Origin of the sequence: Pseudochrobactrum lubricantis (assembly GCF_041929865.1) — a bacterium.
Classification (GTDB): domain Bacteria; phylum Pseudomonadota; class Alphaproteobacteria; order Rhizobiales; family Rhizobiaceae; genus Pseudochrobactrum; species Pseudochrobactrum saccharolyticum.
The window spans coordinates 1-23965 of record NZ_JBHEEE010000001.1 but is presented as its reverse complement, the minus strand read 5'-3'; the positions used below and the strand labels follow the sequence as shown (position 1 = coordinate 23965).

Below are 23965 nucleotides of genomic sequence, written 5' to 3'. Positions count from 1 at the left end.
CATAAGCAACAACTTGTTCCATTTGGGGCTTTTGAAATATGACAGCCTCTTTTTATGAATGCTCTTTCTGACCGCAAAGGTGTTAGAATGACCATAACATACACAATGCGATCCATGACGATTGGAGTATTTGTGTGTGTTACAGTGTGATGGTGGCATTTAGATCTGGCGTAGTGGTTCTGGGCTTTGATCTTGCAGCCGTTTGGCCCTAGCAAAAACCTCAGCCATTTTATTTTCGGTTGAAGAAAGTTGATCAAGCTCCACTTCCAAGCGTTCATATATTGGTAGGCATTTCACGCCGTCGTCACCAAGCTTCACCATCCAGTGCGCAAGGATGTCCATAGCGCGTTCAATCCGCGCAGTGGTTATTGGTTGCGATTTGGTACGGCGGCTGTCCGTCATTCACAAAACTCCGCGTATTGTATCAATGCGCCGTACCCCTCTCGGGTGAGGGTATACCCTGCTCCGTAAAACTCACCTTCATCAGTGGTACCAGCACGGAAGTACGCTAAGTACCCTAACTGTGCGAGATGATGAACTGCGAGACGGATCTCCTCACGCAGCAGGCCTGTGCGTTTCTGAAGGTCTTTGAAATGGAAACCGGTGCCATCATCCAGCCCCTTATAAGCGGCAAATACTCGCTCCTGTTCTACTGTCAGCTTCATTGTCTGGCCTTCCATGCAGCGAAAACAATAATTGCGATAAGAATGGCGGCGGTGGCGAGGTAATCGGTTGCAAGTTGGAGCATTGCGGGTTTCCACCTCAGATTACGTTGAGCGCTTGCAGCAAGCGCATTGTAAACGGCTGCAGATCCTCAGCGTTGAGATCCAGCACCTCACCTGATACCCATCCGCCATCACCGTCAGGCAAGCTGGCTGCTATGCCTTCGCTACGCAGGGCATAGTTTATTGCGTATGTGATCTCAGCTTCGGTTGGTTTGGCTTTCTCTGACATTGTTCATGCACTCCTACGCCCGCATGGGCATGATGATGAAAACTGGTGGTTCGCCGCTCTCAGGATCCATGACGGGTGATGCAAGGCAGGCGTCGTTTGGTGTATTCAGTGCAAAACGGATTTCTTCTGCATCCGTCGCGCCAAGAACATTGATGCAGTATTTGTAGTTGAGGCCGATTACGGTCTCTTCTGCAGGGCTTTCGGAAAGCGCGACTGCATCTTCCATGCGTCCGGTTGCGGGGTTATCTATCTCCAGTCGGACATCATCTGAACCGAAGGTAAATTTCACACACTCTGATTTTTCGCCCACGACCAGACTGACGCGGCCAACTGCAGTGAGCAGGGCTTCGCGATCCACAATGTAAATTTTGTCATTGGTGGTTGGGATGATGCGTTGATAATCAGGGAATTTACCGTCAACCAGTTTCGATGTGACGGTCACACCATCCTGAAACGACAGGCGGATCTTGCGATCTGACAGGCTGATTTTAATCATGCCTTCGGCCTTGGCGCAGTGTGCCAGCAAATTGAGAACACCACGCGGAATGATTGCATCTGGCATATTCTCGGATCCGTCCGGCGCACTGATTTTCATATGCGCAAACTGGTGCCCATCCGTAGCGGCAAAGGCCAGATGCTTATCAATGCGGTGCATGAAAATGCCTGTGAGATAATAACGGGTTTCTTCGGATGAAACGGCGAAACCAACGGATGATAAAACGCGTGATAATGAGCTGGCGGGTACTTCAAACTCATGTGAAAAGCCGCCTGCTTCCATCGCAGGAAAATCCATTGCAGGCAGCAGGGGAAGCTGCAAGCGGGATCTTCCGGCTTTAATATTCAGAACGGTGTCATTACCTTCAAAGTTAATTTCGCAGCCGTCAGGTGCCTTATTAATCGCGCTATGCAATAGGGCTGACGGGACTGTAAACATTGGGAAGTCGGATATCCCAGACTGCCGTGCTGTTACTTTGACCTCGCTGTCGAGGTTGGTTCCGGTGACGGTTACAAGACCACCCTCGCACTGAACTAAAACGTTTCCAAGAATTGGAACCGTAACGCGCTTTTCCACGACGCGGTTTGCAGCCGCAAGGGCAGGAAGCAATGCGCGTCGTTCTATTGTGAAGTCTATAAGCTCAGCTTTGGTCATTGCGCTAACTCGAAAAGATCATTCGCACTAATTCGCATGCAAGCTCTCCTTTTGCCGGAAGGTGCGGCAATTATGGCGGTGTCAGATTGTCGGGGTGACTTAGTTAGGCTCTGGAATTCAGATTAATCTGAATGTTTTCGCGGCTCAGTCGCTGACATCGCAGTTTTGACAGAGCGCTTACGTGCGAGATTGGCGGCTTTCAGGCCGTAGCGGGTAATATCAGCCATAGTGTAGCCGCGTCCGCGCAAATTCTCTGGTGTTACGGCTTCACCATTGGTAGCCATGATCTGCATGGTGAGTGCCAATCTATTAATGCATCTATAGTCCTTCATTATCACCAAATTATTGTTTTTGATTGTCTGAATTAGAAACATTGGCTCTTACTCCTTGCCCTTATGTTTCCCTGTTAGAAACTAATTTGTCAAGCGTTAAGTTTCCTATGTAGAAACCCAAACAAGCTACATGTATTCAGTAGTTCAAGCTAATGTTATGGAAAGAAGGGGTGATGTAAGGCTATACCTACGTGGTGTGGTGTGAAATTAAGCGCTTAAATGTAGGGTAATGTAGCATAAATACTGATATGTAACATAAATTAACTTATTGTAATTTTTGTTTACCTGCTTCGCCTAATTTCTATTTGAGTCGTGATTGCAATAGCGAAGTTGCTGAAGCGACTGCGTTGTAGGGAGTTTGACTATGATGGCTACACGTCGAGGTGTATTAATTGGTTTTGCTGCAGGAAGTGCAGTAATCGCGACTAATGATATTTCTGCCCCACAATCAACAGGCCGTTTGAATAGAATTGAAGATCTGGTAAAGCTCTTAACTATAGAAATGTCTGCCCAGCATGGTGGTGAGTGGAGATATGTAGTAGACCACTCTGCTGCGTTTGTATTAGTTTCGCCCATTGAATAGCCGTGAATAGATCTGATTAATACAGGGCTTTCAAAACCTTGATAGCCCTTCTTTGGGCTTCAGGACTCAGCTTTGAGACAATTTCATCGGCGGATTCTATTTCAGGATCGCGTAGAAGGGCTGTTGGTTCACACTCAAAAACAAATGCCATCCTCTCAAGCCACTCTTGAGTATACTGTTGCCTGCCATTTGCGAGTTTTGATATTACGCTTTTACTCGTGTTTAATTTTTCGGCTAACGATTCAGCAGTAATTTCTTTTTTACTCAACCAAGCATGTAGGTAGAGCTTTGATGGGCGACGGTTCTCATCTGGTTTTAGTCGATTTTTCATGTTTCGATTATCGCAATTCATATCACTAATGACGTTATCGAAATCAGAAACATTTTTTAGAGGGGCTTGACTTGTATGTTTCTCTGTTAGAAACATTGTGCATGAAGCATCCACTTTCAACATACCGCGCACTTTCTGATCAAACTATGGAGGCGTTTGCCGCCACTATCGGTGTGACTAAGGCAACTATTTCAAAATGGGAGGCAGGAGTGGCGATGCCGCGTAAAGCCCAAATTGAAAAAATCGTTGCTGTGACTGGTGGGTGTGTAACCTCTCTAGATCTTTGGAATTTCTATTACGATTGGGGACAGTGATGCCTAATCAACTTCACCAAATACTGCTTTTCAAAGGCTGTCACGGAAAACAAATCCTTCAATCTTTCCTGCATCTCTGCCGGTTCCTCCCACGGCAGATGCGGCCTGCTTTCGCGCTTTTTCCATTGTGCGCGAAAGCAGGTCTTTTCTTTGAGGTGATGGCATGAGTGATTTGCGACCTACAACCGGTAAATTTCGCAGGGGCTTAAAGGCCGTAGTCAGACGGCTGCTGGAAATGTCCGGAGGCGTAACCAGCTTTGAACAGGTCACCCGCGTTAAATCGCCTGCGTTGTCAAAGTACGGTTCCCCCGATGATGAAATGCATATGCCGCTAGATGTGGCTGTTGATCTGATGATGGACACAGGTTCAAACGGGATCTTGTCATTTATTGCGGCAGAGCTGGGCTATAAGCTGGTGGCTTTGGATGCGCAGCATTTTGATGGTGATTTACCTTCGATTGATGATGTGGCGCAGGTGATTTCATCGCTCAATGCTGTGGTGCAGGAATATGCACAAGCCAGTAAAGACGGGCGCGTTACACCGGCAGAGCGCAGGCGTGTTTTCAATGAAATTGAAAAGGCGGTTCAAAAACTCCGTTCCTTCCAGCGCATGGTTGATGCAGCTACGACCGGTGGTGAAGAATGACTCGCCGTTTCAAATTTCACGGTGCTGAACCGTTTGTTTCACACTCCAGATACGGCGCGGCCAGATCCAAAGCCGTTCTTAAAAAATTCCCAAATCATGCTGACAGGTTGGCACGGCTGACTATCAAAGGTCGTGCTCAGCGGCTTTGCCTCGCGCCTGTCCGTCCGAATATGAAACGGAGGCAGGATCATGACTGACGATATTTCCGGCGACAGCGCACAGACAATCGCGGTCGGTCAGCTTCGCGCTTTTATTGAGCGAATTGAACGGCTTGAAGAAGAGAGAAAAGCTATCGGCGATGATATCAAAGAGGTTTTCGGGGAGCTGAAAGGCTCGGGCTTCGACAGTAAAGCTGTCAGAACAATCATCCGTTTACGCAAACAAACTGACCATGTGCGCCAAGAAGAGCAGGCAATGATCCAGCTCTATATGGACGCGCTCGGCATGTCCTGAGGGTGGAGCGATGACGCACGTTTATGATCCTTACGCCGCGAAGCCGGTAAAAGCGAAAACGTCTTCTGTAAATGTGGCAGACAAGAAAAAGCCTGCTGCAAAACGGCCAGTCGCTTCGGCGAAGAAATCAGCGCCGGAGCCGGATTTTTATCCTGCACATCCGCTGGCAAATATGTTTCCGATGATTGATGAGCCGGAACGCATTCTGCTTGCCGATGATATTGCCGTTCATGGTCAGCATGAGCCTATTTTGCTGCTGGAAGGCATGGTTCTTGATGGCCGCAACCGGCAGTGGGCTTGCCGACATGCCGGAGTGAAGCCGGTTTATGCTGAGTTTTCCGGCTCTGATCCGCTGAATTTTGTACTTTCCAAAAACCTGCACCGGCGGCACCTGACCGAAAGCCAGCGGGCAATGGTGGCTGCGTCCATTGTTGATTGGGAGCGTGGTGTCAACCAGACCACGGGTGGTGCAGCAAATTTGCCGACCCGTACCGCAGCGGCAAAACTGTCAATTTCAGAGCGGGCGGTGACAGCTGCACGGCGTGTGCGTGACCACGGTGCGCCGGAACTGATTGACGCTATTCGCGCAGGCAAAGTTTCGATCCATGCCGGTGAGGCACTGTCTGAGTTACAGCATGCGGAACAGTGTAAAGTGTTGCGGCAGGAAAAAAAGCAGATCGTTGCGGCAGCAAAAGAAATTCGGGCTGAACAAGCTAAGGTTCGCCATGCTGTGCGGCTCACGACCATGAAACAAATTGCCGATCGGGGGAAAGAAACAGCCCCTGATGAGCTGAAGCAGCTGTATTCCGTTTATTACGCGGATCCGCCATGGAGATTTGGCGCATGGTCGGAAGTTACGGGTCATAACAAATCGGCGGAAAACCATTATCCGACAATGCCAACGGCTGACATTATTGAGCTGCTCAAACGGCTTCTTGGCGACGAGCATCCAGCAGTGTTTTTTATGTGGGCTACGAACCCGATGTTGCTGGACGCTTTACAGGTGCTTGAAGCATGCGGGTTCACTTATGTGCATCATTGGATCTGGGACAAGGAAATCGCCGGTACCGGTTATTGGGGGCGCGACCGGCATGAGCTGCTGCTGATCGGCAAACGGGGAGATGTTGCAGCTCCTTTGCCTGGTACACAACCGGACACGGTTTTCCGTGAGCGTAAACGGTTACATTCACAAAAGCCTGAATTTTACGCTGAACAGATTGAAAAGCTTTATCCAGAGATTCCTAAACTTGAATTGTTTTGCCGCCAACCGCGCCCCGGCTGGGATGCGTGGGGGTATGAGGCGGGAGGCGCTTCATGTTGATCGCATCTTATCGCCATACAGAACGGGGCATTAAAGCTGCGCAATCAAGACCGCTCTCTAATGTCGTTTCCTTTCCGCAGCCAATGCGTAAGCCGCTGATCGCGCCTGATAATTCGCTCATGTCTGTGTTTGATGTGAAATTTGAAAAGTACATGGCTGCCTTGCAAACTGAATATTCAGCGCGGTGGGGCGCTATACAACAAAAGCGCTACCGTGCTCGGTTTGACGTGATTGCGCGGCGGATCTGCGCTGTCTTCAATGTTTCTTTCCATGAGCTTTATTCAGAGCGACGCAATCGTTCCGCCGTCTATGCGCGGCAGGCCATTTGCTATTGGGCAAGGCGTTTAACAGCCTTGTCGACGCCGGAAATCGGTCGGCGGATGGGTGGACGTGATCATACCACGATATTGTTCAGCGTTTCGGCTTATCAGCGCAAACGGGCACGGATGGGGCGGAATCTCCGTAAGCTGCGGAAGGATGGCGTATGAATATCCGTCCCGTTTATTTGGAAATCCTGACTGTAATCTTGGTTACTATTGCTGCTTATGGCGTTTCGTTCGCGCTTATCTGGCTCACATTGGGAGGCCGGTAATGAGTGCAGAAGCAATGGAATTGCGAAAGGCCAGAGAGCGCTTTGCAGCACTTGGCAAAGTAGAATGGCTCCTGACGGCAGACGGTACAGCGACATTTGTCGAGGCGCGATCAGGTGCGGAACGTGTAGTTGTTGCTCATTTCAGCGATAAAGCCACGACAGATGAGATAGATTTTTTCGTCAATGCACCGCGCATGGTCGACCTGTTATTGCGCCTTGTTGATCGCGCCATAGCGGCAACGCGGCGGGATGGTGCGAATGCGTCTCAGCAGGCGCAGCCAGCGGGCAAACCGGTCAATTACGCTGCACAAGCGGCGATGAAGTGCGGTGAGCCTGCCTTTCTTGTGTTTTTAGAAGAACGTCACGGGCTGGAACGCCCGCTTACGGATGAAAGGGCAGCGCAGAAACTGCGCTCATTACTGCGCATCGCATCCAGAAAAGAATTGAATAATGACAGTGCGGCGGCTGAGCGGTGGCGTTCGCTGTGTACTGACTATCAGGCATGGCGAAAGGCGGGGCTATGACGGCGTTTAAAGTGGGGAGGGCTATATGAGTATTGCGATTATGACCCGTCTCTTCAAGGCGAAGTTGGGATCTGCAAGCCGTAAGATGCTGGCAATCCGGCTGGGGGATTTTGCTGATGATGAGGGGCGCGGCATCTGGCCGTCTGTGGCGCGTTTGGCAACGGAAACTGAGCTGTCAGAACGCACAGTGCAGCGTTTATTGCAGGATTTTGTGACGGAAGGTTTGCTCATTGTGGTCAAGGAAGGTGGTAGCGGACGTGGAAATTCTACACGCTATGACTTCGATTTGGCTGCTCTGGAGCGCCTTGCAGCCAATAATAACAGCCCGATTAAGGGTGACACCGTGTCACCCTTAGAGGACAATAGGGTGACATCCACGACAGATAAGGGTGACATTGACGACAGTTTAGGGTGTCACCATGTCACCCAAACCGTAATAGAACCATTAGATAAACCATCAATCGAGAGAGAGGCGCGTGAATGCGAGCAGGAAGAAAACTCAGCGGATGAGATTTCAACCGATGATCCTGCGAAATTCGAGAGACGTGTCAAAAAGATTGCTCACGACACTCAGTGGCACAATTGGGAGAAGTCTCCGACTGAGTGGGCGATTAAGCAGTTTGCGAAACTCACAGATGCAGAACGCTCAGAGGCTGAGGCGAAGGCGATGGCCTATGCGCAACACTGTGGCAAGAAAGTTGTGCCACTCGGTGTCTACTTCCGTGATCGCAAATGGACAGACCTGCCCGTATCCGTGATCCAAGCCTTTAAGGCTGAGGAGGCAAGATCTGCCGGTATCCGTAAAGCTTCAGCTCCATACGGCAAGATGTGGGGTGCAGCTCGTATGGCTGAGCTGCTGGGTGGTGCTAAGCCGGTCAATCGACCATCACGCTGGATTGAAAGCATGATCCGACAAGGTGGTGAGATCGGTGATAAGTATCGACGTGATTGGTTAAAGGAAGCTGGTTATCCGGTCGTTGTTGATATGCATAATGCTGCGAAAGCACGGCGTGGTTACATCGTTGATGATCGGTTCCTCGCAGTCATTGACCGTATGGAGCAAGTCTCGGTGAATAGTGAGCGCTGGCACAAGTGGCGTGAACTGCATGAGCAAAAGGGCTGGCTGTGGTTTGATGAGAACGATCTGCCGGATTGGGTTTGGTTCCCTGCAGGAGGTGCCGAAAACCTCCATGAGTTTGAAGCAGCTTTACATGGATTGGACAAATGATGATGCCTGACAACAAAGCTTTTGAAGAATCGCGCATCCTTGAAACTGCAAAGCGTCTGGCAGATCGGGATCCTGATCGCATCAAGTCCCGTATGCAGGATAAATTTTTGGCAATTGCTGCCGGTAATGATTCGTCTGAAAAGCGATGGTTTGTTCTGCGAACCGCTCATCGCAAAGAAAATGATGTGCATAAGTCCATAACCAACGCTGGTATTGAAGCATGGCTACCGATGAAAAAAACGATTCAGCCACGCCGTCATACGCGTCCAAGCAAAGAGATTATGATGCCTGTTTTCAATGGTTATCTGTTTGTCAAAGCTGTTCCATGTGCGGAGAGTTGGGTTGGTTTATCGCGCATTGATGGAGCGGTGTCGCTGATATTTGGACAGCAGGGTGCGCTTGTAGTGAATGAGAATTACATGAATGATCTCATGCGCTTAACGAATGCCGGTTCATTTGATGAGACAAAGTCATTACCACGCTTTAAGGGTGGTGATTACGTATCGTTTGATCTGGCCGGTAATGTCTTCAAGGGTATTGTTGAGGGTTATGCTGGTACACGCGCTGCGCGTGTTCTTTCCTTCATATTTGGGCAGCAGCGCGTTGTTGAAGTTTCTCTTGCAAATTTAAAAAAATCGTCATAGCCCTAATAGAAGGGACGACCTGTGGACAGCGAAGCAATTGCTTCCGATACCCTGTAGCAGCCTATATGGCGGAGCTCGGCACGGATCCCGAAGAAGCGCCTGAATGATCAGTAACCGCTTCTTCCCCAGTGCGAAGCTATGAGCGAAAATCAAAGTGGTAAAACTTACGACACTAAAGCCAAGGCTTCCGGCCTTGGCTTCTCGTTTTGTAACTCAGTCATCAACTGAGGCGCTCACTAAGTCTCGATACCGGGATGAGAGCTTGCATTATCGAAAGTGGTACAAGACTGCACGTTGGCAGCAGTTGCGTATGGAAGTGCTGACGCGTGATCTGTTTACCTGTCAAATGTGTACTCGTAGCGAGTACAGAACGAACTTACTGGTGTGTGATCACATCAAGCCGCATCGCGGTGATGAAACATTGTTCTGGGATATGAGTAATCTGCAGTGCGTGTGCAAGTCATGTCATGACAAGCATAAGCAGAGGGATGAGCAAGGCTCACTGCATATGCGCGGCGTTTGGGATTGATGGTATGATGTAGAGTGCCATTAAGAGTAGAGGTGCATATGTCAAAATTAGATATGAAAATAATTTTAGATGATGTCCGCAGTCGGGACGCAGCTTTGTTAACAATGCTGTTAGCCACAGACAGGCAAGCTATGGCTTTGTTTCGCGTGTATGTGACGTTGACAGTGGCATTGGCATCTGCGGCGCTGGCAGGGATGATCGGAGCAGCTCCGTATCTTGGTGTTTGGGTAGTGATTGCAGCAGGAACAATGGCCGGATGTCTTACGCTAGCATGTTGGTATTGTATCCAAGCGATCAAGACTGCGACAGTAGCCTTACCCGGAAAAGGGGCAGAGTTTTGGCAATGGGCATCACGTGATGATGTAACGGAAGAAGCTGTTATCGCTGCTTACTTGGAGCAGTCGTTAAATGGTCAAGATAATAACTTTGCAGTTAACCAGCAGTCATCCAGTTATTTGAGGATGGCGAAGCGACTGGGTGTCGCTTCGATTGTTCTTGGTTCTATTATTGTAGTTCTTGGTGCGTCCGGTCTCGTGACTACCGCTTGGGAAGTACTGAGCCATCCTTAATAACCATACGGTCTGTTGGCGGTGGTGGTGGCGGCTCCTGCCGTGGAGTTGGTGGTGCTGGTGGTTTTTCTTCGGACATGATTCCCTCTAATACATTTGACAATGACATGGCATCATCAAAGCAGAAGCGTTTCAATAGGTCGAGTTAGAGCAATAGGTTGGGGGGGGCGGTCGAAAGATCGAAAAGGCCGTTTTGCCTAGACCCGCGTCCCCCACATTCAGAGATTATTTTTTCCATGACAGAGAATTTTGACCTGCTTGGTGACCCTATACCAGAAGGGCACGGTAAGCGTGGCAGACCTACACATATTGCTACGGTTAAAAATCGCAATAAAGTCATGATGTTACTGGCTTTAGGTTGGAGTAACTCGCGCATTGCAAACGCTCTGGGCATTACGCCTCCGACTTTACGCAAGAATTATTTTCGCGAGCTGAAAATCAGAGAGCAAGCGCGTGACCGCTTAGATGCCAATCTTGCAGACATGCTCTGGGAGAGCGCGAAGGGCGGTAATGTCGCTGCCATGAAAGAATACCGCAAATTGATTGAGCGTAACGACCAGATGAACGCGGTCGCTAATTTCAATACCACTCCGGAAAAACCGAAAACCGAAAGCAAACAGCCACTTGGAAAGAAAGAGCTGGCTGAGCAAGCCGCACTTGATGCCGGTGAAAATACCGAGTGGGGGGATGATCTTCGGATACCAGGAATATTGAACTGATGTCTCAACATCCTCACAATCTGATTATCGACAATCCGTGGAATACCTCAACTAAGGACTGGGAAGATCGGATTGTTAATTGCCGATCACTCATACCGGATCTACCACTTTTTGAGGATGAGGCAGAGCGGGCGCTAAGGATTTTTAAGCGCCTGCGTTGTCCGGATGTGATCGGTCAGCCAACATACGGAGAGATTTGCGGGGACTGGGTATTCGATTTTGTCCGCGCTTTGTTCGGCAGTTATAACCCTGCTACTAATCGCCGGATGATCCGCGAGTTCTTTATGCTCATACCGAAAAAGAACGGTAAGTCGAGCATAGCTGCAGCGATCATGGTGACAGCAGCAATCATAAATCGACGGCCTGAAGCTGAACTGCTGCTTATTGCGCCAACCAAGAAAATCGCAGACATCGCATTCAAACAGGCGCACGGTATTATCAAGATTGATGCTGAGCTATCGAAGATCTTTCACCCGCAGGTGCATCAACGCACCTTAACGCATCGCATTTCCGGTGCCGTGATTATGATCAAGGCAGCAGATGCAGATGTAATCACCGGCTCTAAAGCAACCTTCATCTTGATAGATGAGACTCATGTATTTTCGAAGAAGTCGAAAGCGCATGAGATTTTCGTTGAAATTCGCGGCTCATTGGCAGCGCGTCCGGATGGTTTCTTACTCCAGATCACAACCCAGTCCAAAGAACCTCCTGCCGGTGTTTTTAAATCGGAACTGGATATTGCGCGGCAGGTTCGTGACGGCACACTGGATTTGCCTATTTTGCCGGTTCTTTATGAACTGCCGCTGCGCCTGTCTAAGGATGGTGGCTGGAAAGATCCTGCCACATGGAAAATGGTCAATCCAAATCTCAACCGTTCGGTTGATGAGGGCTTTCTTGCTGACGAAATCCTGAAGGCTGAACAGGAAGGCATTGGCCAGCTGATGCTGATTGCCTCACAGCATTTCAATGTGCAGGTCGGCTTGTCACTGCGCAATGACCGGTGGGCGGGGGCAGATTATTGGTTGGAGGCTACCGATAAGACATTGACCCTGCAATCATTGATGGAGCGTTCTGAGGTTTGCACTGTCGGGATTGATGGTGGCGGACTTGATGACCTGTTTGGCTTTGCTGTGATTGGGCGCGAAAAGATCACCCGACGCTGGTTGATGTGGAACCATGCATGGGCGCATCCGGATGTGTTGGAGCGCCGCAAGGATATTGTTTCTGATCTTCAGGACTTTGAGAATGATGGCGATTTGACGATATGCAGCGAAGCCACACAGGATATTCAGGAGGTTACAGGAATTGTCACGACACTCATGAATGCTGGGCTTTTGCCATCGAAAGAAGCGATCGGTCTTGACCCTTACGGAATTGCGGCACTTGTTGATGAATTGTCGACCAACGGTGTCAGCGCAGAAATGATGCCTGGCATCAGGCAGGGGGCAGCGTTGTCGCCTGCTACTTGGGGGCTTGAGCGCAAGCTGAAGGACGGCACTTTTATACATAGCGGTTCCCGCCTGATGACGTGGTGTGTCGGTAACGCCAAGGTAGAAGTGCGTGGCGGTGCTGTTCTGATCACCAAGCAGACGGCCGGTAGAGCAAAAATTGACCCGTTAGTCGCCGGATTTAATGCTGCCATACTCATGAGCAGAAACCCGGAAGCATTCGGGACGGGTCTGGATGACTATTTTAAGAGTTTGGCAGGTGCGAAGTGAACGTATTGACTAAAATGTTCAATAGCCTGTCAGGGCTATTACCTGTCCGCAGGAATACATCTGTAGAGGATTTACGTGTCTCCGCTCTGTCGACATCAGGCGAGATTGTTACCGATAGCACTGCTTTAGCTCTTTCCACGGTGTGGGCGTGCGTCAATCTGATTTCTGGTACAATATCATCGCTCCCGCTCATGGTTTATCGCACCAATCCAGATGGCAGTCGTGTTGTTGCCAAAGAGCATCCGCTGTACCGATTACTGCATGACAGTCCGAATTATGACCAGACTGCACTGGATTTCTGGGATTTTATTGCTGCGTCCATCGAGCTTCGCGGTAATGGTTTTGCTAAGATTGTCCGTTCTGGCGGTCGCATTGTTTCATTAGATCCAATCAACCCGTCAAGAATGCAGGTTAGACGTCTTCTTTCTGGGGAGCTGCAATATAGCTGGTCATCGAATGGTAAATCATTTGTCTCAAATGACAGGGATATTCTTCATATCCGTGGCTTCGGCGGTGATCCATTGGGTGGCATGTCAACTTTGCGTTTTGCACGCAATACATTTGGTTTAGCGCAATCCGCTGAACGCTTTGCCAGTGATATGTTTGTCAATGGGTTGCGTCCGACAGGAGTGTTGAAGTTCAAGCCTTGGTTGACAGCTGAGCAGCGTGAAATCGCCAAGAAGGAAATGGCAGATAAGATCGGCTCTGGTAATGGTGGTAAGCCGCTTATCCTTGAAGGTGAAACCGATTGGCAGCAGCTTACAATCTCCCCCGAAGATGCTCAGATGCTGGAAACGCGTGGTCTTTCTGTTGAGGAAGTTTGCCGGTTTTTCGGTGTTCCGCCACACATGATTGGCCATACAACAAAGACCACCAGCTTTGGTGCCGGTATTGAAAGTCAGACATTAGGTTTTCAGAAATTTACCCTTCGTCGCCGGTTTAAGCGCATTGAACAGGCCGTTGAGAAACAACTGTTATTACCTTCAGATCGTGCTGCAGGTATTGTGGTTGAATTTAATCAGGAAGGTCTGTTGCGTGGTGACAGTAAGGGGAGGTCAGCGTTCTATCAGGTCATGACAGCCATCGGGGCGATGACGATTAATGAAGTTCGCAGGCTCGAAAACCTGCCGCCTGTTGAGGGCGGCGATGTACCACGCATTCAGATGCAGAATGTCCCGATTACTGATTCAGATAGTAATTTATTGGGTCACAACGGCGGACCACCTTTAGAGGATTAATCCCGATGAAAACCAAAGACTTTGCCCTGCAGGTTAAAAACCTGTCGGAGGATGGCACTTTTACGGGATACGGCTCCGTCAACGGTAATGTTGATAGTTATGGTGAACGTGTCATGCCCGGTGCTTTTGCAGCTAGCTTGGCTAAGCATCAACGTGAAGGCACCAATGTTTTAATGCTCTGGCAACATAACCCTGATGAGCCGATTGGTATCTGGGAGGATTTGGCTGAGGATGCAAAGGGGCTGCGGGGTACGGGAAGGTTAATCCTTGAAGTGCAAAAAGCGCGTGAAGTCTATGCGCTCATGAAAAACAATGCCATTGGCGGATTGTCCATTGGTTATCGTGAAATCAAGGCAACGCCGGATGGGAATGTCCGCAATCTTGAAGAACTGGAGCTGCGCGAAATTTCACCGGTCTCGTTTCCGGCCAATCGTCGTGCTCGCATTGAGGCGGTGAAATCCGAACGAATGGAAGAATTTGTTCGTCGGTTGCGCGATGGGGACCCGCTACCGATTAAAGAATTTGAGGATATCCTGCGTGAGGCAGGTATCCCGAAAAGCATGGCCACACAGATTGCCTCTGTCGGTTATGCGAAGGCTGTTCTGGGAGAGCCAGAGGGCGAGAAGGCAGATCAACGGGTCGAATTCCTTCGCGCACTATTGCGCGATTAAGACCAATTCTCATTTCCATATTGGAGAAAACCATGAAACTCCTGACATTGAATCGGGCGTTCGCGCTCGGTATTTTCGCATGCTTTGCACTTGCTGCAACAATGGTGTTGTTCAACATTGATCATGCTTCGGCAAATAGTGCCATGCTGGCCATGGCGGGTGCTGCTGGTCACGGTGAACTTGAACAGCTGGCCAGTGATCTCAAGAAGAAATTCGAAACTCAGCATGATGCTGTGAAGGAAATCGCGGAAAAGGCGCTTTCGGAAGCCCAGAAGAACGGCGACATCAGTAAGGGGCTGAAAGAAAAAGCTGACGAAGCTCTCAGTGGTATGAACGAAATCAAGGCTCGTCTTGATGAAGTGGAACAGAAGGCGGCACGTCACGGTGCTGGCGATGATCGTCAAAAAACGCTTGGCCAGCAGTTTATTGAGCTGGATGAACTGACCGCGATGAAGTCTGCACCACGCAGCGGCGCATCAGCGAGTCTGATGGTGAAAGCTGATATCACATCTTCTACTGCCGATGTGGCTGGTGCCGTTGGGGCAGCTATTGCACCGAACCGTCTGCCGGGTGTTCTCGGCTTGCCGCAGCGTAAACTGACAGTGCGTGATCTGCTTTCACCTGGGCAAACTGACAGTCCGAGCATTTTGTATGTTCAGGAAACGGGTTTCACTAATAGTGCAGCTCCTGTTGCTGAAGGTGGGTTGAAACCACAATCCGACCTTAAGTTGACCGATAAAAACATCACAACCAAAGTGCTTGCGCACTGGTTCCGGGCTTCGAAACAGGTGCTGGGTGATTTCTCTCAAATCCGCTCACTTATCGATGAACGACTGATTTACGGTTTGAAGCTTGTTGAAGAAAATCAGATTTTGAACGGTGATGGCACCGGCGAAAATCTTGAAGGGATTATCCCGCAAGCTACCGCATATGCACCACCAGTCGGTCTTGCCGTTCCAAATCCAGCTTCCGGGATCGATGTGCTTCGCATTGCGATGCTACAGGCCGCATTAGCAGAATATCCGGCGACCGGCCACATCCTTCATCCGATTGATTGGGCAGGTATCGAGCTGCTTAAAGATGGTGAAGGCCGTTATATCATCGGTAATCCTCAGGGTTCTCTCAATCCTACACTTTGGAACCTGCCAGTGGTTGAAACTCAGGCAATTTCAGTAGGGAAGTTCCTGACCGGTGCATTTAAGCTTGGGGCGCAAATCTTTGACCAGTGGAGCAGCCGCATCGAAGTTGGTTTTCAGAATGATGATTTTGTTCGCAACAAAGTGACCATTCTTGGTGAAGAGCGTTTGGCTCTCGCTCTTTATCGTCCTGAAGCGTTTATCTATGGCGATGTAAAGCCTGCTGCATCTGGCGGTTAATCTGGCCGGCTCAAATCGACGGGCGGCAATGTCGCCCGTTTCTTGAACCGAAGGAGATAATCATGAAGTATGATGTTTTGCGTGAACATATAGGTGATAAATTTTACAAATCCGGCGATGTGCGGGATGCTGAGCCGATGACGGTCGCGCATCTTGTCCGTAATGGCGTTCTGCGCCCTGTTGCGGATAGCACGACACAAAATCATGCTGATGCGGATTTTGAACTGCAGGGCATCTCCAGCGCGGATCCTGTTATTCTAGCCAACCAGCAGGATGCCGGTCGGATGGATAGTGCTATTGCTGACAAAGCGGGTTCGGATCTGCCGGTCGAAGGCAGTGAGCCCGGCGATGTTTCTGCGAATGATACCGACAGTGAAAAGGCAGATAAGTCTGCTGATCTGAATAAGTCACTCGGTGCCGCTACAAATAACAAGAGCAAGTAATATGCTGGCTCCTGTTCGTACTGATACTGAGCAAATCTATCCGGTAACATTGGATGAGGCCAAGCAGCATGTTGGTGCAATTGGCTTCACATCCGATGATGATGAAATTAAGCACTTCATAGCTGCTGCGACCTCTGATCTGGAACGTACCCTGAATATGGCGTTCTCATTGCAGCACTGGAGGCAGGATATTTCCTGTTTCTCAGGCAGTCATTATCTATACCCAAATCCGGTCAAAGAGATTACCGCAGTAACTTATCTGGATGAAAACGGCTCAGTGGTGACGCTGCCAAAGAGTGAATACGCATTGTATGTAGACGCGTTAGGTTCATTTCTTGAATTTCTATCCGCTGATCTTCCAGTTACCGCGATCCGTAGAGATGCAATCTCGATTACGTATCAATGTGGCTACAGCGATGGCATGTGTCATCCTTCGTTACGTGCCGCGATCCTGATCTATGTTGGTTATCTGTATGGCCATCGCGGGCAACCTGATTTGCAGGCCATCGATAATATTCCAGCCTGCGAAAAGCTGATATTTTCTTTCAGAAAGCCAAGAGTATAGCCATGGCAAATGCTGCTGCTCCGCTTCTTTTTTACGAGGTCGCTTTTGAAAAGCGCGAAATAATTTCGGATGATGGGGCAGGTAATCACGAAAGTGCTTTTGTTGAGCAATTTCGTGGTCGTGCAGCATTCATTCATTTGCGTGGATCTGAAGCGGTTATGGCCGGGCGTTTGCAGGGGCGTCATACGCAGGTAATTCGGGTGCCGGTATCAGAGCATTCCGTGCTTGTTACAGCTACATGGCGGGTTCGCGATCTGCGGAGAAATATCGTTTTCAATATCCGTGATGTCGAATGGGAAGTTAATCGACGCTTTATCGCATTCACGTGTGAAAGTGGAGTTGCTTCGGGATGATCCAATGGTTTGGGTGAAGTTTACACAAGATTATGATTTTAAGCCGAAACAGCAGGTGACAATTGCTTACCGTGCAGGCGATGAGGTCAATGTAACAAGGGTATGCTCAGCTCGTGCAATAGCCCTTGGGAAAGCGGTGTTACTCCGTGGCAATTTACGCAAAAATAATAGGCTTGCAGAAACTTCAGAAAAAGCTGAGGCGCTTGCCCTTGGTGGCAAAGGACGCGATCAAGCAGGCGCTTGAACAATCTGCAAATGATATTGTCACGATGGCTAAAAGTCTTGTGCCGGTAGATAAAGGTGAGTTGCGAGATAGCATCGGCTGGACATGGGGCAGGCCGCCAAAAGGTGCAATCACTTTGGGAAAAGTTGCTGCGTCCCAAATTGCTACTGATTTAACCATTACAATTTATGCCGGTAACAGTGATGCATATTATGCACGTTGGGTTGAATTCGGCACACAAAAGATGGGTGCGCAACCTTACTTTTTCCCATCATATCGCGCCAATAAAAGGCAGAGCAGGCAGCGTCTTTCACGGGCAATAAATCAGGCCGCAAAAAAGGTTTCTGCTCAATGACTTCTCCAACATTTGAATTGCAAATCGCCCTTACATCGCGATTGAAAAGTGATGCTATTTTATCCGGATTGGTTGGTGATCGGATTTATGATCGCGTACCGGAAACGGCTGTGTTTCCATATATTTCCTATGGTCCATCAGATGAAACCGGCGCCGACGCGGATTGCATCAATGCGTTTGAAATCACCTTCCAGCTGGATTGTTGGTCTCGGGCTGTTGGGTATCAGGAAGTTCGGAAAATAGCCGATGCAGTCCGACAGGCATTAAAGGCTGACCTCAGTTTACCAATTAATGCATTGGTATTTTTTGAGCACAGACAGACACGGATTTTCCGCGATCCGGATGGTCTTACATCACACGCCGCCGTCATCTTCGAAGCGGTTGCGGAACAATATTAAACTCTCAGGAGAATATTATGGCACAAGCTACCACAATTAAGGGCGGCAAATTCCGTGTGCTCATCGGAAATGACGCGTCGCCGGTCGTCTATACTGCGCCTTGCGGTTTTACTCAGCGCTCCATTACGTTGAACAAAGGGCTTGAGGAAGTTCAGGTGCCTGATTGTGAAGACCCTGATAAGGTGGACTGGATGGGGCGTGATGCAACCAGCCTTTCCATGAGCGTAAATGGTGAAGGGGTGCTGGCTGCTGAAAGTGTCGAGACATGGTTGGATGCATTTGAAAGTCTGGACTCAGTGCCAGTGAAAATTGAATGGGAGTTCCCAGCCAAAACTGTCACATGGACAGGCGCTATGCATATCGAAAGTCTTGAAGCTGGCGCTACCAATGGTCAACGTGCCACGCTCAATGTGTCAATGCAGTCCGATGGCGAAATGAAACGTGTGGTAACACCGGCATGAGCAGGGACGCATCTGTTGAATTAACATGGGCGGATGGTACTTATACCTTCCGCCTTGGATGGGGGGAGATCGAAGCCCTGCAGGAAGCTTGCGATGCAGGGCCGTGGGTCATTCTCGAGCGTCTGGCAAACAAAACCTGTATGATTGGTGATATTTCTCACGTAATTCGGCAGGGGTTGATTGGCGGCGGAATGGTGCCGACTGAGGCAACCAAACTTGTTCAGCGCTATGTTGAAAAACGCCCTCCATCTGAAAATATGCTGCATGCGATGAGTATTCTGCAGGTTGGTTTGCACGGTTCACCGGATGAACCTGTGGGGGAGCGGCAGGCGGCAGATCAGGAGGGGAGCAGCTCGACACTCTCCCAAATGGAAAAATCAGATTTGCCGCCATCTATGGAAACGGCGCTGTATTAGGATATACACCGCAGCAAGTGCGGTGCATGTCTATGTGGCAGTTTATGGCCTCATTGGAGGGGTATATTGCTGCCAATACTCCGGAAAATGAAAAAGGCCTGACCGAAAAAGAAAAGGCCGATTTGTTTGATTGGCTGGGCGAATAGTTTGGATATTCGCAAGGTTAATTGCTTTTTGTGACAACCATTTTTCTATCAGGTTTGGAGCAGGTAATCAGTATTGATCCATCCGACAATGGGAACCGAACGATTCTTAAAATGTTAGTCTCGGCTATGTTGATTGGGGCAATACCTAGCTCAGACGCTGTTTGCCTTATTACGGATAAGCATGAATCAAAGTCTATCGAACGTGACTCACTCACCACGGCTGCTTGAACATAACTAGGCGCCGATACCAGTATCGCAGCAACGATCACTAATTTCTTCATAATATCCCCCTGCGCCGCCTTGTGCTGGCGTTTTTCTTATCAGGACATAGCATCATATGGCAACTGACCTTGAAAAACTCGTGGTTCAGCTTTCAGCTGACATCAGAAAATTTGATCGAGAAGTTGCAAAAATTAACGGTATCGCTAACCGTCAATTCCGTGCGGTTGAAAATCGTGCACGTCAGATGAACAAAAATCTTGATGCTATTTTTTCGCGCTCTGTTAACGGTCTTATGGCTCCTTTGGCCGGTATCGGTGCTGCGCTCTCTGTACAGGAAGTCGCTCGTTATGCAGATGCTTGGATAGTAGCCGGTAATAAGCTTGCAGCTGCTGGTCAAGTAGCGGGTATGCAGGCCAGATCACTCGAAGACCTCAACAAAATTGCCAATAATACCCGAAGCGGTATCTCTGAAACGGCTGATCTTTATGCCAAGCTTATGCGTTCGACAAAGGGCGTCGCACAATCTGAGATGGAAGTAGCCAGAGCCACTGAGATTGTGAACAAGGCCTTCAAGGCCGGTGGCGCGGCAGCATCTGAGCAGGCGGCAGGTATCTTGCAGTTGGGGCAGGGGCTTGGTTCCGGCATGCTGCAAGGGGATGAATTGCGGTCGGTGCGTGAGAATGCGCCAATGCTCGCACAGGCGATTGCGGATTATTTTAAAGTCAGTATCGCTGGGCTGAAAGACCTTGGTGCCGAGGGTAAGCTGACCTCGGATAAAGTTTTTAAGGCCATCCTTGCCGCCCAACCTCAGATTGAAGCTGCGTTTAATAAAACTAACTCAACAATTTCAGATGGTTTGACCAAGGTCAACAATGCGATGACCCAGTATGTCGGTGAAACCGACAAGGGGCTGGGTGCGTCTCAGCGTTTAATTGCCGGTTTGAATACGCTTGCAGATAATTTTGATAGCACCGCTGATATTGTTTTGAAGTTGGCAGCGGTGATTGCCGGCGCATTGGTTGGGCGTTCCGTTGTCGCTATGGTGCGTGGTCTTGGATTGGCGACAAGTGCAACTTTGTCTTTGATATCCGCATTGCGTACAGCATCAAGCCTCTCCGGTTTGGTTACGGCTTTCGGTGGGATCGGTGCGGCGGCAGGCCCATTGGGCATGATTATCGGGGGTACAGTTGTTGGCGCTTTGGCACTATATGCGTCTAATGCCTCTGCTGCATCTGCACAGTCACAGAGTTTTGAAAAAGAATTAATAAATCTTGGTCTGCTTGCCCCGAAGGTGGCGGATGGGATTGATAAAGCGGCCGAGTCCATCATTAAAATGGGGGATGCCAAAGCCGCTCAGAAAATCAGATCAATTGCCGATGAGTTAGAGCGGTTACAGTCAGGTGGGAAGTTCGGGAGCGTCGGCGACGAGCTGAGTTCTATAGCAGACTCTGCAAAGGGTGGCGCACTGTTTCGTCTGTTTGATGATGAGGCAGATAGAACAGCACGGGAGAAGATTGCAGAGTTAGCATACGGTTTGCAACAAATGCAGCTATCCTCAGCGCAGGTGAAGGCTCAGCTGGATGTGATCAGAACAATGCCAATTAGTGATGCTGTCAAAGGCTTTGCTGATGAACTGGATAGAAGTGCGAAGAAAATCACTGCCTTGCAGGCGCAGTCACTGTCTCTTGGGGTTATGCCAGGGCTGGATGATGCGAAAGCAGAGATAGACGATGTACTTGGACGTTTAGCCCAGCTTGAACGTATGGAGCTTATCACTGCTACGCAGCGTAAAAGCCTTGAAGATGCTTTAAAAAAACTGCGTGATACAGGTGAGGGGGCTGATGATGTACGTGCAATATTGTCTTCATTGGGAAGTCTTGGCTTCAGCACTACGCTGAACGGTCTTGATGCACTGGTAGGTAAGGTGTCCACCCTGTATATGCAGGCCTCCGCTGCACAGCGGTTGCTGGCTGGTATGAGTGATGGCGGGATATCGGAAAACTCAAAAAATGCCTATTTGCAATTCCAAAACAGGCGCAAGGCGGATGACGCTGCATTGCGTGCGGGACAGGTATTTTCGGAGGAGGCAAAGCGCCGTAATGCTTTAACGAAAGATCAGCTTTCTCTTGAGAAGGCCATTTTAGATGTCGGAAATGAACTCGCAAAAACAGGCGGGCATCTATCTGAAAGTGAGATTTCTGCGCTGGCACAGGCTAATCTTGCCGCAGATGCAAGGCGTTCTGCGGAAGGTAAAAAGCCTCGTAAAGAGCGTAAAACACCGGAGCAGGACTTCTCGGAAGATTTGCAATCCATCACGGATCGTACTGCTGCCCTGATTGCTGAGACTGAAGCGCAGCGACAGATTAATCCGCTTATTGATGACTACGGTTACGCCATTGAAAAAGCCCGTGCTGAGCAGGATTTGCTTAATGCTGCGCAAAAGGCTGGTGTAGCAATCACACCAGAGCTACGGGCGCAGATTGCTGCCACTGCTGAGCAGTTTGCGATAGCCACGCAAGAGGCTGGTAAGCTTGCAGAGGCACAGGATAAAATCCGCCAGAATGCCGAAGATATGGTCAACTTCCAGAAAGACCTGACACGCGGCATTGTTGATGGCTTCATTCAGGGCAAGAAGGCTGCTGATATTTTTGCAGATGCGCTGTCTAACATTGGCAACAGGCTACTGGATTTGGCCTTTGATGGGCTGTTTGACAGTAAGTCTGGCGGTGGCGGGTTGCTTGGTGGCTTATTGGGTGGACTGCTCGGACGCAAGGATGGCGGGCCGATACCAGCACTCGCGAATGGTGGAGCCGTACGCGGCCCCGGCGGCCCACGCGATGACAAAGTTCTTATGTGGGGTTCTAATGGCGAATTCATGATGAATGCCAAAGCCACAAAGCAATTCCGTCCCATCCTTGAGGCAATGAATAAAGGACGTATGCCAGCCTTGAAGGATGGGGGCGGGGTAGGTGCAATGCCTGCCCTAACTGCGCCCCGTATACCAATACTAAAGGCACAGGCAGGGAATAACGGCTCGACAGTTTTCAATTTCGCACCGGTAATCAATGCACCGAATGCGGATAAAGAAGGTTTGGCACGGGTTGAAGGACAGTTGGCAAAGATGAGGCAGGAACTACCTGCAATTGTCATTCAGACAGTCAGAGAGTCGCCAAGCAAATTTGTGAAGTTGAGTTGACGTGATGGCAGTCTCTTATCCTTTTAATCTACTGGATAGCTTCCCCGGATGGTCAACGGAATTCGATCTGTTTTACCGGCAGGAATATAGCCGGACAGCGGGTGGCACCACTATTGGCAAGGATTTTGGTGCACCCTTGTGGAAGGCCAGCGTCTCGACCCACTCTCTCAAGCCAAATGAATTAGATGCTTGGCGGGCTAAACTGAAAGCTCTCGAAGGGAGCTTACAGCAATTTATGGGGCGGCCATTTAGCCGGTGTTATCCTATAGCTTATCCAAACGGTACCGGTATGGGTGATGTTAGCAATGTTAAGATTGCCAGCATCAACGAAAACAATAAGGCATATCGGCTGTCCGGTTTGCCTGCTGGCTATAAAACCAGTGTGGGCGATTATCAGCAGATCGGCAACAAGCTCTATCAGGTTGTTGATGTTGACGGGCAGGATATTGAAGTCCGCCCGCATCTGGCGCCCGGCACAGCGGTCGGCAATGTGGTCGTAGTGGTAAAGCCATCTGTGCCAATGATCATTATACCGGGGTCGCTGACCACATCGGCTGAGCTGAACACAGGGCGCGGCACAATCTCGTTTCAGGCGATTGAGAGCAGATAAATATGCGTTATGTATCAGCAGCAAATCAACATGCGCTTGAACAGCGGATGTTGGTAGCGCGTGACTTTCTCTGGCTTGTTGCGCGTGACCGGCAGACCGGTGCTCCGGTGACGGAAGGTCTGTGGTCTGACGTGGGGAATATCACGGCAGATGTGGTCAATCCTGACAATGGGCTAGCAGAGACGCGGATTTGGTATGGTGCCGGTACTCTGGTTGCTATTGACGATATTCCGCTCGTTGCCAATCTCTCCGTGCAGAACGTCACAATCCGCATGTCGCAGGTGCATGAGGAAGTTGAACGGATTGTCCGTGATTATGATTGCCGTCAGGCGCGGGTAGAAGTCTATCGTGGCCTGTTCAATCCGGAAACACGTTTGATGGTCGCTCCGGCTGAGTGCCGGTTTGTTGGCTTTGTCGATAAGATTGAACTGAAAACACCGTCTGAGAATGAGGATGGTGCAGTCACTATGACCTGTGCCAGTCACACACAGGAATTTACCCGCTCCAATACTGAGACGCGAAGCCATGCCTCACAGATGCTGCGCGATCCGAACGACACCTTTTACAAGGATGCGGCCACGGTTGAAGAATGGGAAGTGTTCTGGGGTTCCGAAAAGGGCAAGGTGCCAACACAGAAGAAGCGCAAAAAGTTTTTGGGGATTTTCTGATGATCCGACATGCCATC

At 49.6% G+C, this 23965-nt stretch carries 33 protein-coding genes; 27 read left to right on the top strand and 6 right to left on the bottom strand.

Annotated elements, in window-relative coordinates:
• Positions 1-159: 159 nt before the first annotated feature.
• From JNC80_RS00165 to JNC80_RS00145, 5 genes are all read right to left on the bottom strand, one after another.
• Positions 160-402 (bottom strand): hypothetical protein, encoded by a 243-nt coding sequence (locus JNC80_RS00165; protein ID WP_376709113.1) that lies wholly within the window; start codon positions 400-402, stop codon positions 160-162.
• The gene (locus JNC80_RS00160) at positions 399-665 is read right to left on the bottom strand and encodes a hypothetical protein (RefSeq protein ID WP_376709111.1); all 267 of its coding nucleotides are present in this window, start codon (positions 663-665) and stop codon (positions 399-401) included. The genes JNC80_RS00165 and JNC80_RS00160 overlap by 4 nt, the downstream gene beginning before the upstream one ends.
• 97 nt (positions 666-762) lie before the next feature.
• On the bottom strand, positions 763-954 hold the full coding sequence (locus JNC80_RS00155; RefSeq protein WP_376709110.1) for a hypothetical protein: 192 nt from the start codon (positions 952-954) through the stop codon (positions 763-765).
• 13 nt (positions 955-967) lie between these two features.
• Positions 968-2104: a DNA polymerase III subunit beta gene (gene dnaN / locus JNC80_RS00150; RefSeq protein WP_376709109.1), complete on the bottom strand. Its 1137-nt coding sequence runs from the start codon at positions 2102-2104 to the stop codon at positions 968-970.
• 122 nt (positions 2105-2226) lie between these two features.
• Complete coding sequence (locus tag JNC80_RS00145; protein ID WP_376709108.1) at positions 2227-2409, bottom strand: hypothetical protein; 183 nt, start codon at positions 2407-2409, stop codon at positions 2227-2229.
• A 391-nt stretch (positions 2410-2800) separates the two neighbouring features.
• Between JNC80_RS00145 and JNC80_RS00140 the strand changes: the two genes are divergently transcribed.
• Complete coding sequence (locus tag JNC80_RS00140; RefSeq protein WP_376709107.1) at positions 2801-3019, top strand: hypothetical protein; 219 nt, start codon at positions 2801-2803, stop codon at positions 3017-3019.
• Between the two features lie 16 nt (positions 3020-3035).
• Here JNC80_RS00140 and JNC80_RS00135 read toward each other — a convergent pair whose 3' ends face one another.
• Positions 3036-3473 (bottom strand): helix-turn-helix domain-containing protein, encoded by a 438-nt coding sequence (locus JNC80_RS00135; protein WP_376709106.1) that lies wholly within the window; start codon positions 3471-3473, stop codon positions 3036-3038.
• Between JNC80_RS00135 and JNC80_RS00130 the strand changes: the two genes are divergently transcribed.
• From JNC80_RS00130 to JNC80_RS00005, 26 genes are all read left to right on the top strand, one after another.
• Complete coding sequence (locus JNC80_RS00130; RefSeq protein WP_376709105.1) at positions 3452-3664, top strand: helix-turn-helix transcriptional regulator; 213 nt, start codon at positions 3452-3454, stop codon at positions 3662-3664. The two genes, JNC80_RS00135 and JNC80_RS00130, sit on opposite strands and share 22 nt — an antisense overlap.
• Before the next feature lie 163 nt (positions 3665-3827).
• The gene (locus JNC80_RS00125) at positions 3828-4310 is read left to right on the top strand and encodes a phage regulatory CII family protein (protein ID WP_376709104.1); all 483 of its coding nucleotides are present in this window, start codon (positions 3828-3830) and stop codon (positions 4308-4310) included.
• A 189-nt stretch (positions 4311-4499) separates the two neighbouring features.
• Positions 4500-4763: a DUF2312 domain-containing protein gene (locus JNC80_RS00120; RefSeq protein ID WP_376709103.1), complete on the top strand. Its 264-nt coding sequence runs from the start codon at positions 4500-4502 to the stop codon at positions 4761-4763.
• 10 nt (positions 4764-4773) lie between these two features.
• Entirely contained in the window at positions 4774-6084 is a 1311-nt protein-coding gene (locus JNC80_RS00115; RefSeq protein ID WP_376709102.1) for an MT-A70 family methyltransferase, read from the top strand.
• Positions 6078-6572, top strand: a complete 495-nt coding sequence (locus tag JNC80_RS00110) for a helix-turn-helix domain-containing protein (RefSeq protein WP_376709101.1) — start codon at positions 6078-6080, stop codon at positions 6570-6572. Before JNC80_RS00115 ends, JNC80_RS00110 begins: the two co-directional genes overlap by 7 nt.
• Before the next feature lie 103 nt (positions 6573-6675).
• Positions 6676-7200: a hypothetical protein gene (locus tag JNC80_RS00105; protein WP_376709100.1), complete on the top strand. Its 525-nt coding sequence runs from the start codon at positions 6676-6678 to the stop codon at positions 7198-7200.
• A 25-nt stretch (positions 7201-7225) separates the two neighbouring features.
• Positions 7226-8428 carry a helix-turn-helix domain-containing protein gene (locus JNC80_RS00100; protein ID WP_376709098.1) on the top strand — a complete coding sequence of 401 codons (1203 nt, stop codon included), beginning with the start codon at positions 7226-7228 and terminating at the stop codon, positions 8426-8428.
• Complete coding sequence (gene nusG, locus JNC80_RS00095; protein WP_376709097.1) at positions 8425-9072, top strand: transcription termination/antitermination protein NusG; 648 nt, start codon at positions 8425-8427, stop codon at positions 9070-9072. The genes JNC80_RS00100 and nusG overlap by 4 nt, the downstream gene beginning before the upstream one ends.
• A gap of 310 nt (positions 9073-9382) precedes the next feature.
• A complete protein-coding gene (locus JNC80_RS00090; RefSeq protein ID WP_376709096.1) occupies positions 9383-9601 on the top strand; it encodes an HNH endonuclease in 219 nt (72 codons plus the stop codon).
• Positions 9602-9639: 38 nt separating this feature from the next.
• Positions 9640-10170 carry a hypothetical protein gene (locus tag JNC80_RS00085; protein ID WP_376709095.1) on the top strand — a complete coding sequence of 177 codons (531 nt, stop codon included), beginning with the start codon at positions 9640-9642 and terminating at the stop codon, positions 10168-10170.
• 236 nt (positions 10171-10406) lie between these two features.
• Positions 10407-10889, top strand: coding sequence for a helix-turn-helix domain-containing protein (locus tag JNC80_RS00080; RefSeq protein WP_376709094.1), 483 nt, complete (start codon positions 10407-10409; stop codon positions 10887-10889).
• Positions 10889-12607 (top strand): terminase large subunit, encoded by a 1719-nt coding sequence (locus tag JNC80_RS00075; RefSeq protein WP_376709093.1) that lies wholly within the window; start codon positions 10889-10891, stop codon positions 12605-12607. The genes JNC80_RS00080 and JNC80_RS00075 overlap by 1 nt, the downstream gene beginning before the upstream one ends.
• Positions 12604-13845 (top strand): phage portal protein, encoded by a 1242-nt coding sequence (locus JNC80_RS00070; RefSeq protein ID WP_376709092.1) that lies wholly within the window; start codon positions 12604-12606, stop codon positions 13843-13845. The genes JNC80_RS00075 and JNC80_RS00070 overlap by 4 nt, the downstream gene beginning before the upstream one ends.
• A 5-nt stretch (positions 13846-13850) precedes the next feature.
• Positions 13851-14516 carry an HK97 family phage prohead protease gene (locus JNC80_RS00065; RefSeq protein ID WP_376709091.1) on the top strand — a complete coding sequence of 222 codons (666 nt, stop codon included), beginning with the start codon at positions 13851-13853 and terminating at the stop codon, positions 14514-14516.
• Between the two features lie 152 nt (positions 14517-14668).
• Positions 14669-15892 (top strand): phage major capsid protein, encoded by a 1224-nt coding sequence (locus JNC80_RS00060; RefSeq protein ID WP_376709615.1) that lies wholly within the window; start codon positions 14669-14671, stop codon positions 15890-15892.
• 62 nt (positions 15893-15954) lie between these two features.
• Positions 15955-16335, top strand: coding sequence for a hypothetical protein (locus JNC80_RS00055; RefSeq protein ID WP_376709090.1), 381 nt, complete (start codon positions 15955-15957; stop codon positions 16333-16335).
• A gap of 1 nt (position 16336) precedes the next feature.
• Complete coding sequence (locus JNC80_RS00050; RefSeq protein WP_376709089.1) at positions 16337-16900, top strand: head-tail connector protein; 564 nt, start codon at positions 16337-16339, stop codon at positions 16898-16900.
• A gap of 2 nt (positions 16901-16902) precedes the next feature.
• Positions 16903-17253 (top strand): head-tail adaptor protein, encoded by a 351-nt coding sequence (locus tag JNC80_RS00045; RefSeq protein ID WP_376709088.1) that lies wholly within the window; start codon positions 16903-16905, stop codon positions 17251-17253.
• Positions 17254-17257: 4 nt separating this feature from the next.
• Positions 17258-17497: a hypothetical protein gene (locus tag JNC80_RS00040; protein ID WP_376709087.1), complete on the top strand. Its 240-nt coding sequence runs from the start codon at positions 17258-17260 to the stop codon at positions 17495-17497.
• The gene (locus tag JNC80_RS00035; protein WP_376709614.1) at positions 17466-17831 is read left to right on the top strand and encodes an HK97-gp10 family putative phage morphogenesis protein; all 366 of its coding nucleotides are present in this window, start codon (positions 17466-17468) and stop codon (positions 17829-17831) included. Before JNC80_RS00040 ends, JNC80_RS00035 begins: the two co-directional genes overlap by 32 nt.
• Positions 17828-18229, top strand: a complete 402-nt coding sequence (locus JNC80_RS00030) for a DUF3168 domain-containing protein (RefSeq protein WP_376709086.1) — start codon at positions 17828-17830, stop codon at positions 18227-18229. The genes JNC80_RS00035 and JNC80_RS00030 overlap by 4 nt, the downstream gene beginning before the upstream one ends.
• A gap of 17 nt (positions 18230-18246) precedes the next feature.
• Positions 18247-18690 carry a phage tail tube protein gene (locus JNC80_RS00025; protein WP_376709085.1) on the top strand — a complete coding sequence of 148 codons (444 nt, stop codon included), beginning with the start codon at positions 18247-18249 and terminating at the stop codon, positions 18688-18690.
• The gene (locus JNC80_RS00020; protein ID WP_376709084.1) at positions 18687-19106 is read left to right on the top strand and encodes a gene transfer agent family protein; all 420 of its coding nucleotides are present in this window, start codon (positions 18687-18689) and stop codon (positions 19104-19106) included. The genes JNC80_RS00025 and JNC80_RS00020 overlap by 4 nt, the downstream gene beginning before the upstream one ends.
• 483 nt (positions 19107-19589) lie before the next feature.
• Positions 19590-22670: a tape measure protein gene (locus JNC80_RS00015; protein ID WP_376709082.1), complete on the top strand. Its 3081-nt coding sequence runs from the start codon at positions 19590-19592 to the stop codon at positions 22668-22670.
• Positions 22671-22674: 4 nt separating this feature from the next.
• Positions 22675-23280, top strand: a complete 606-nt coding sequence (locus JNC80_RS00010; RefSeq protein ID WP_376709081.1) for a hypothetical protein — start codon at positions 22675-22677, stop codon at positions 23278-23280.
• Between the two features lie 2 nt (positions 23281-23282).
• Positions 23283-23948, top strand: a complete 666-nt coding sequence (locus JNC80_RS00005) for a hypothetical protein (protein WP_376709080.1) — start codon at positions 23283-23285, stop codon at positions 23946-23948.
• Positions 23949-23965 lie beyond the last annotated feature (17 nt).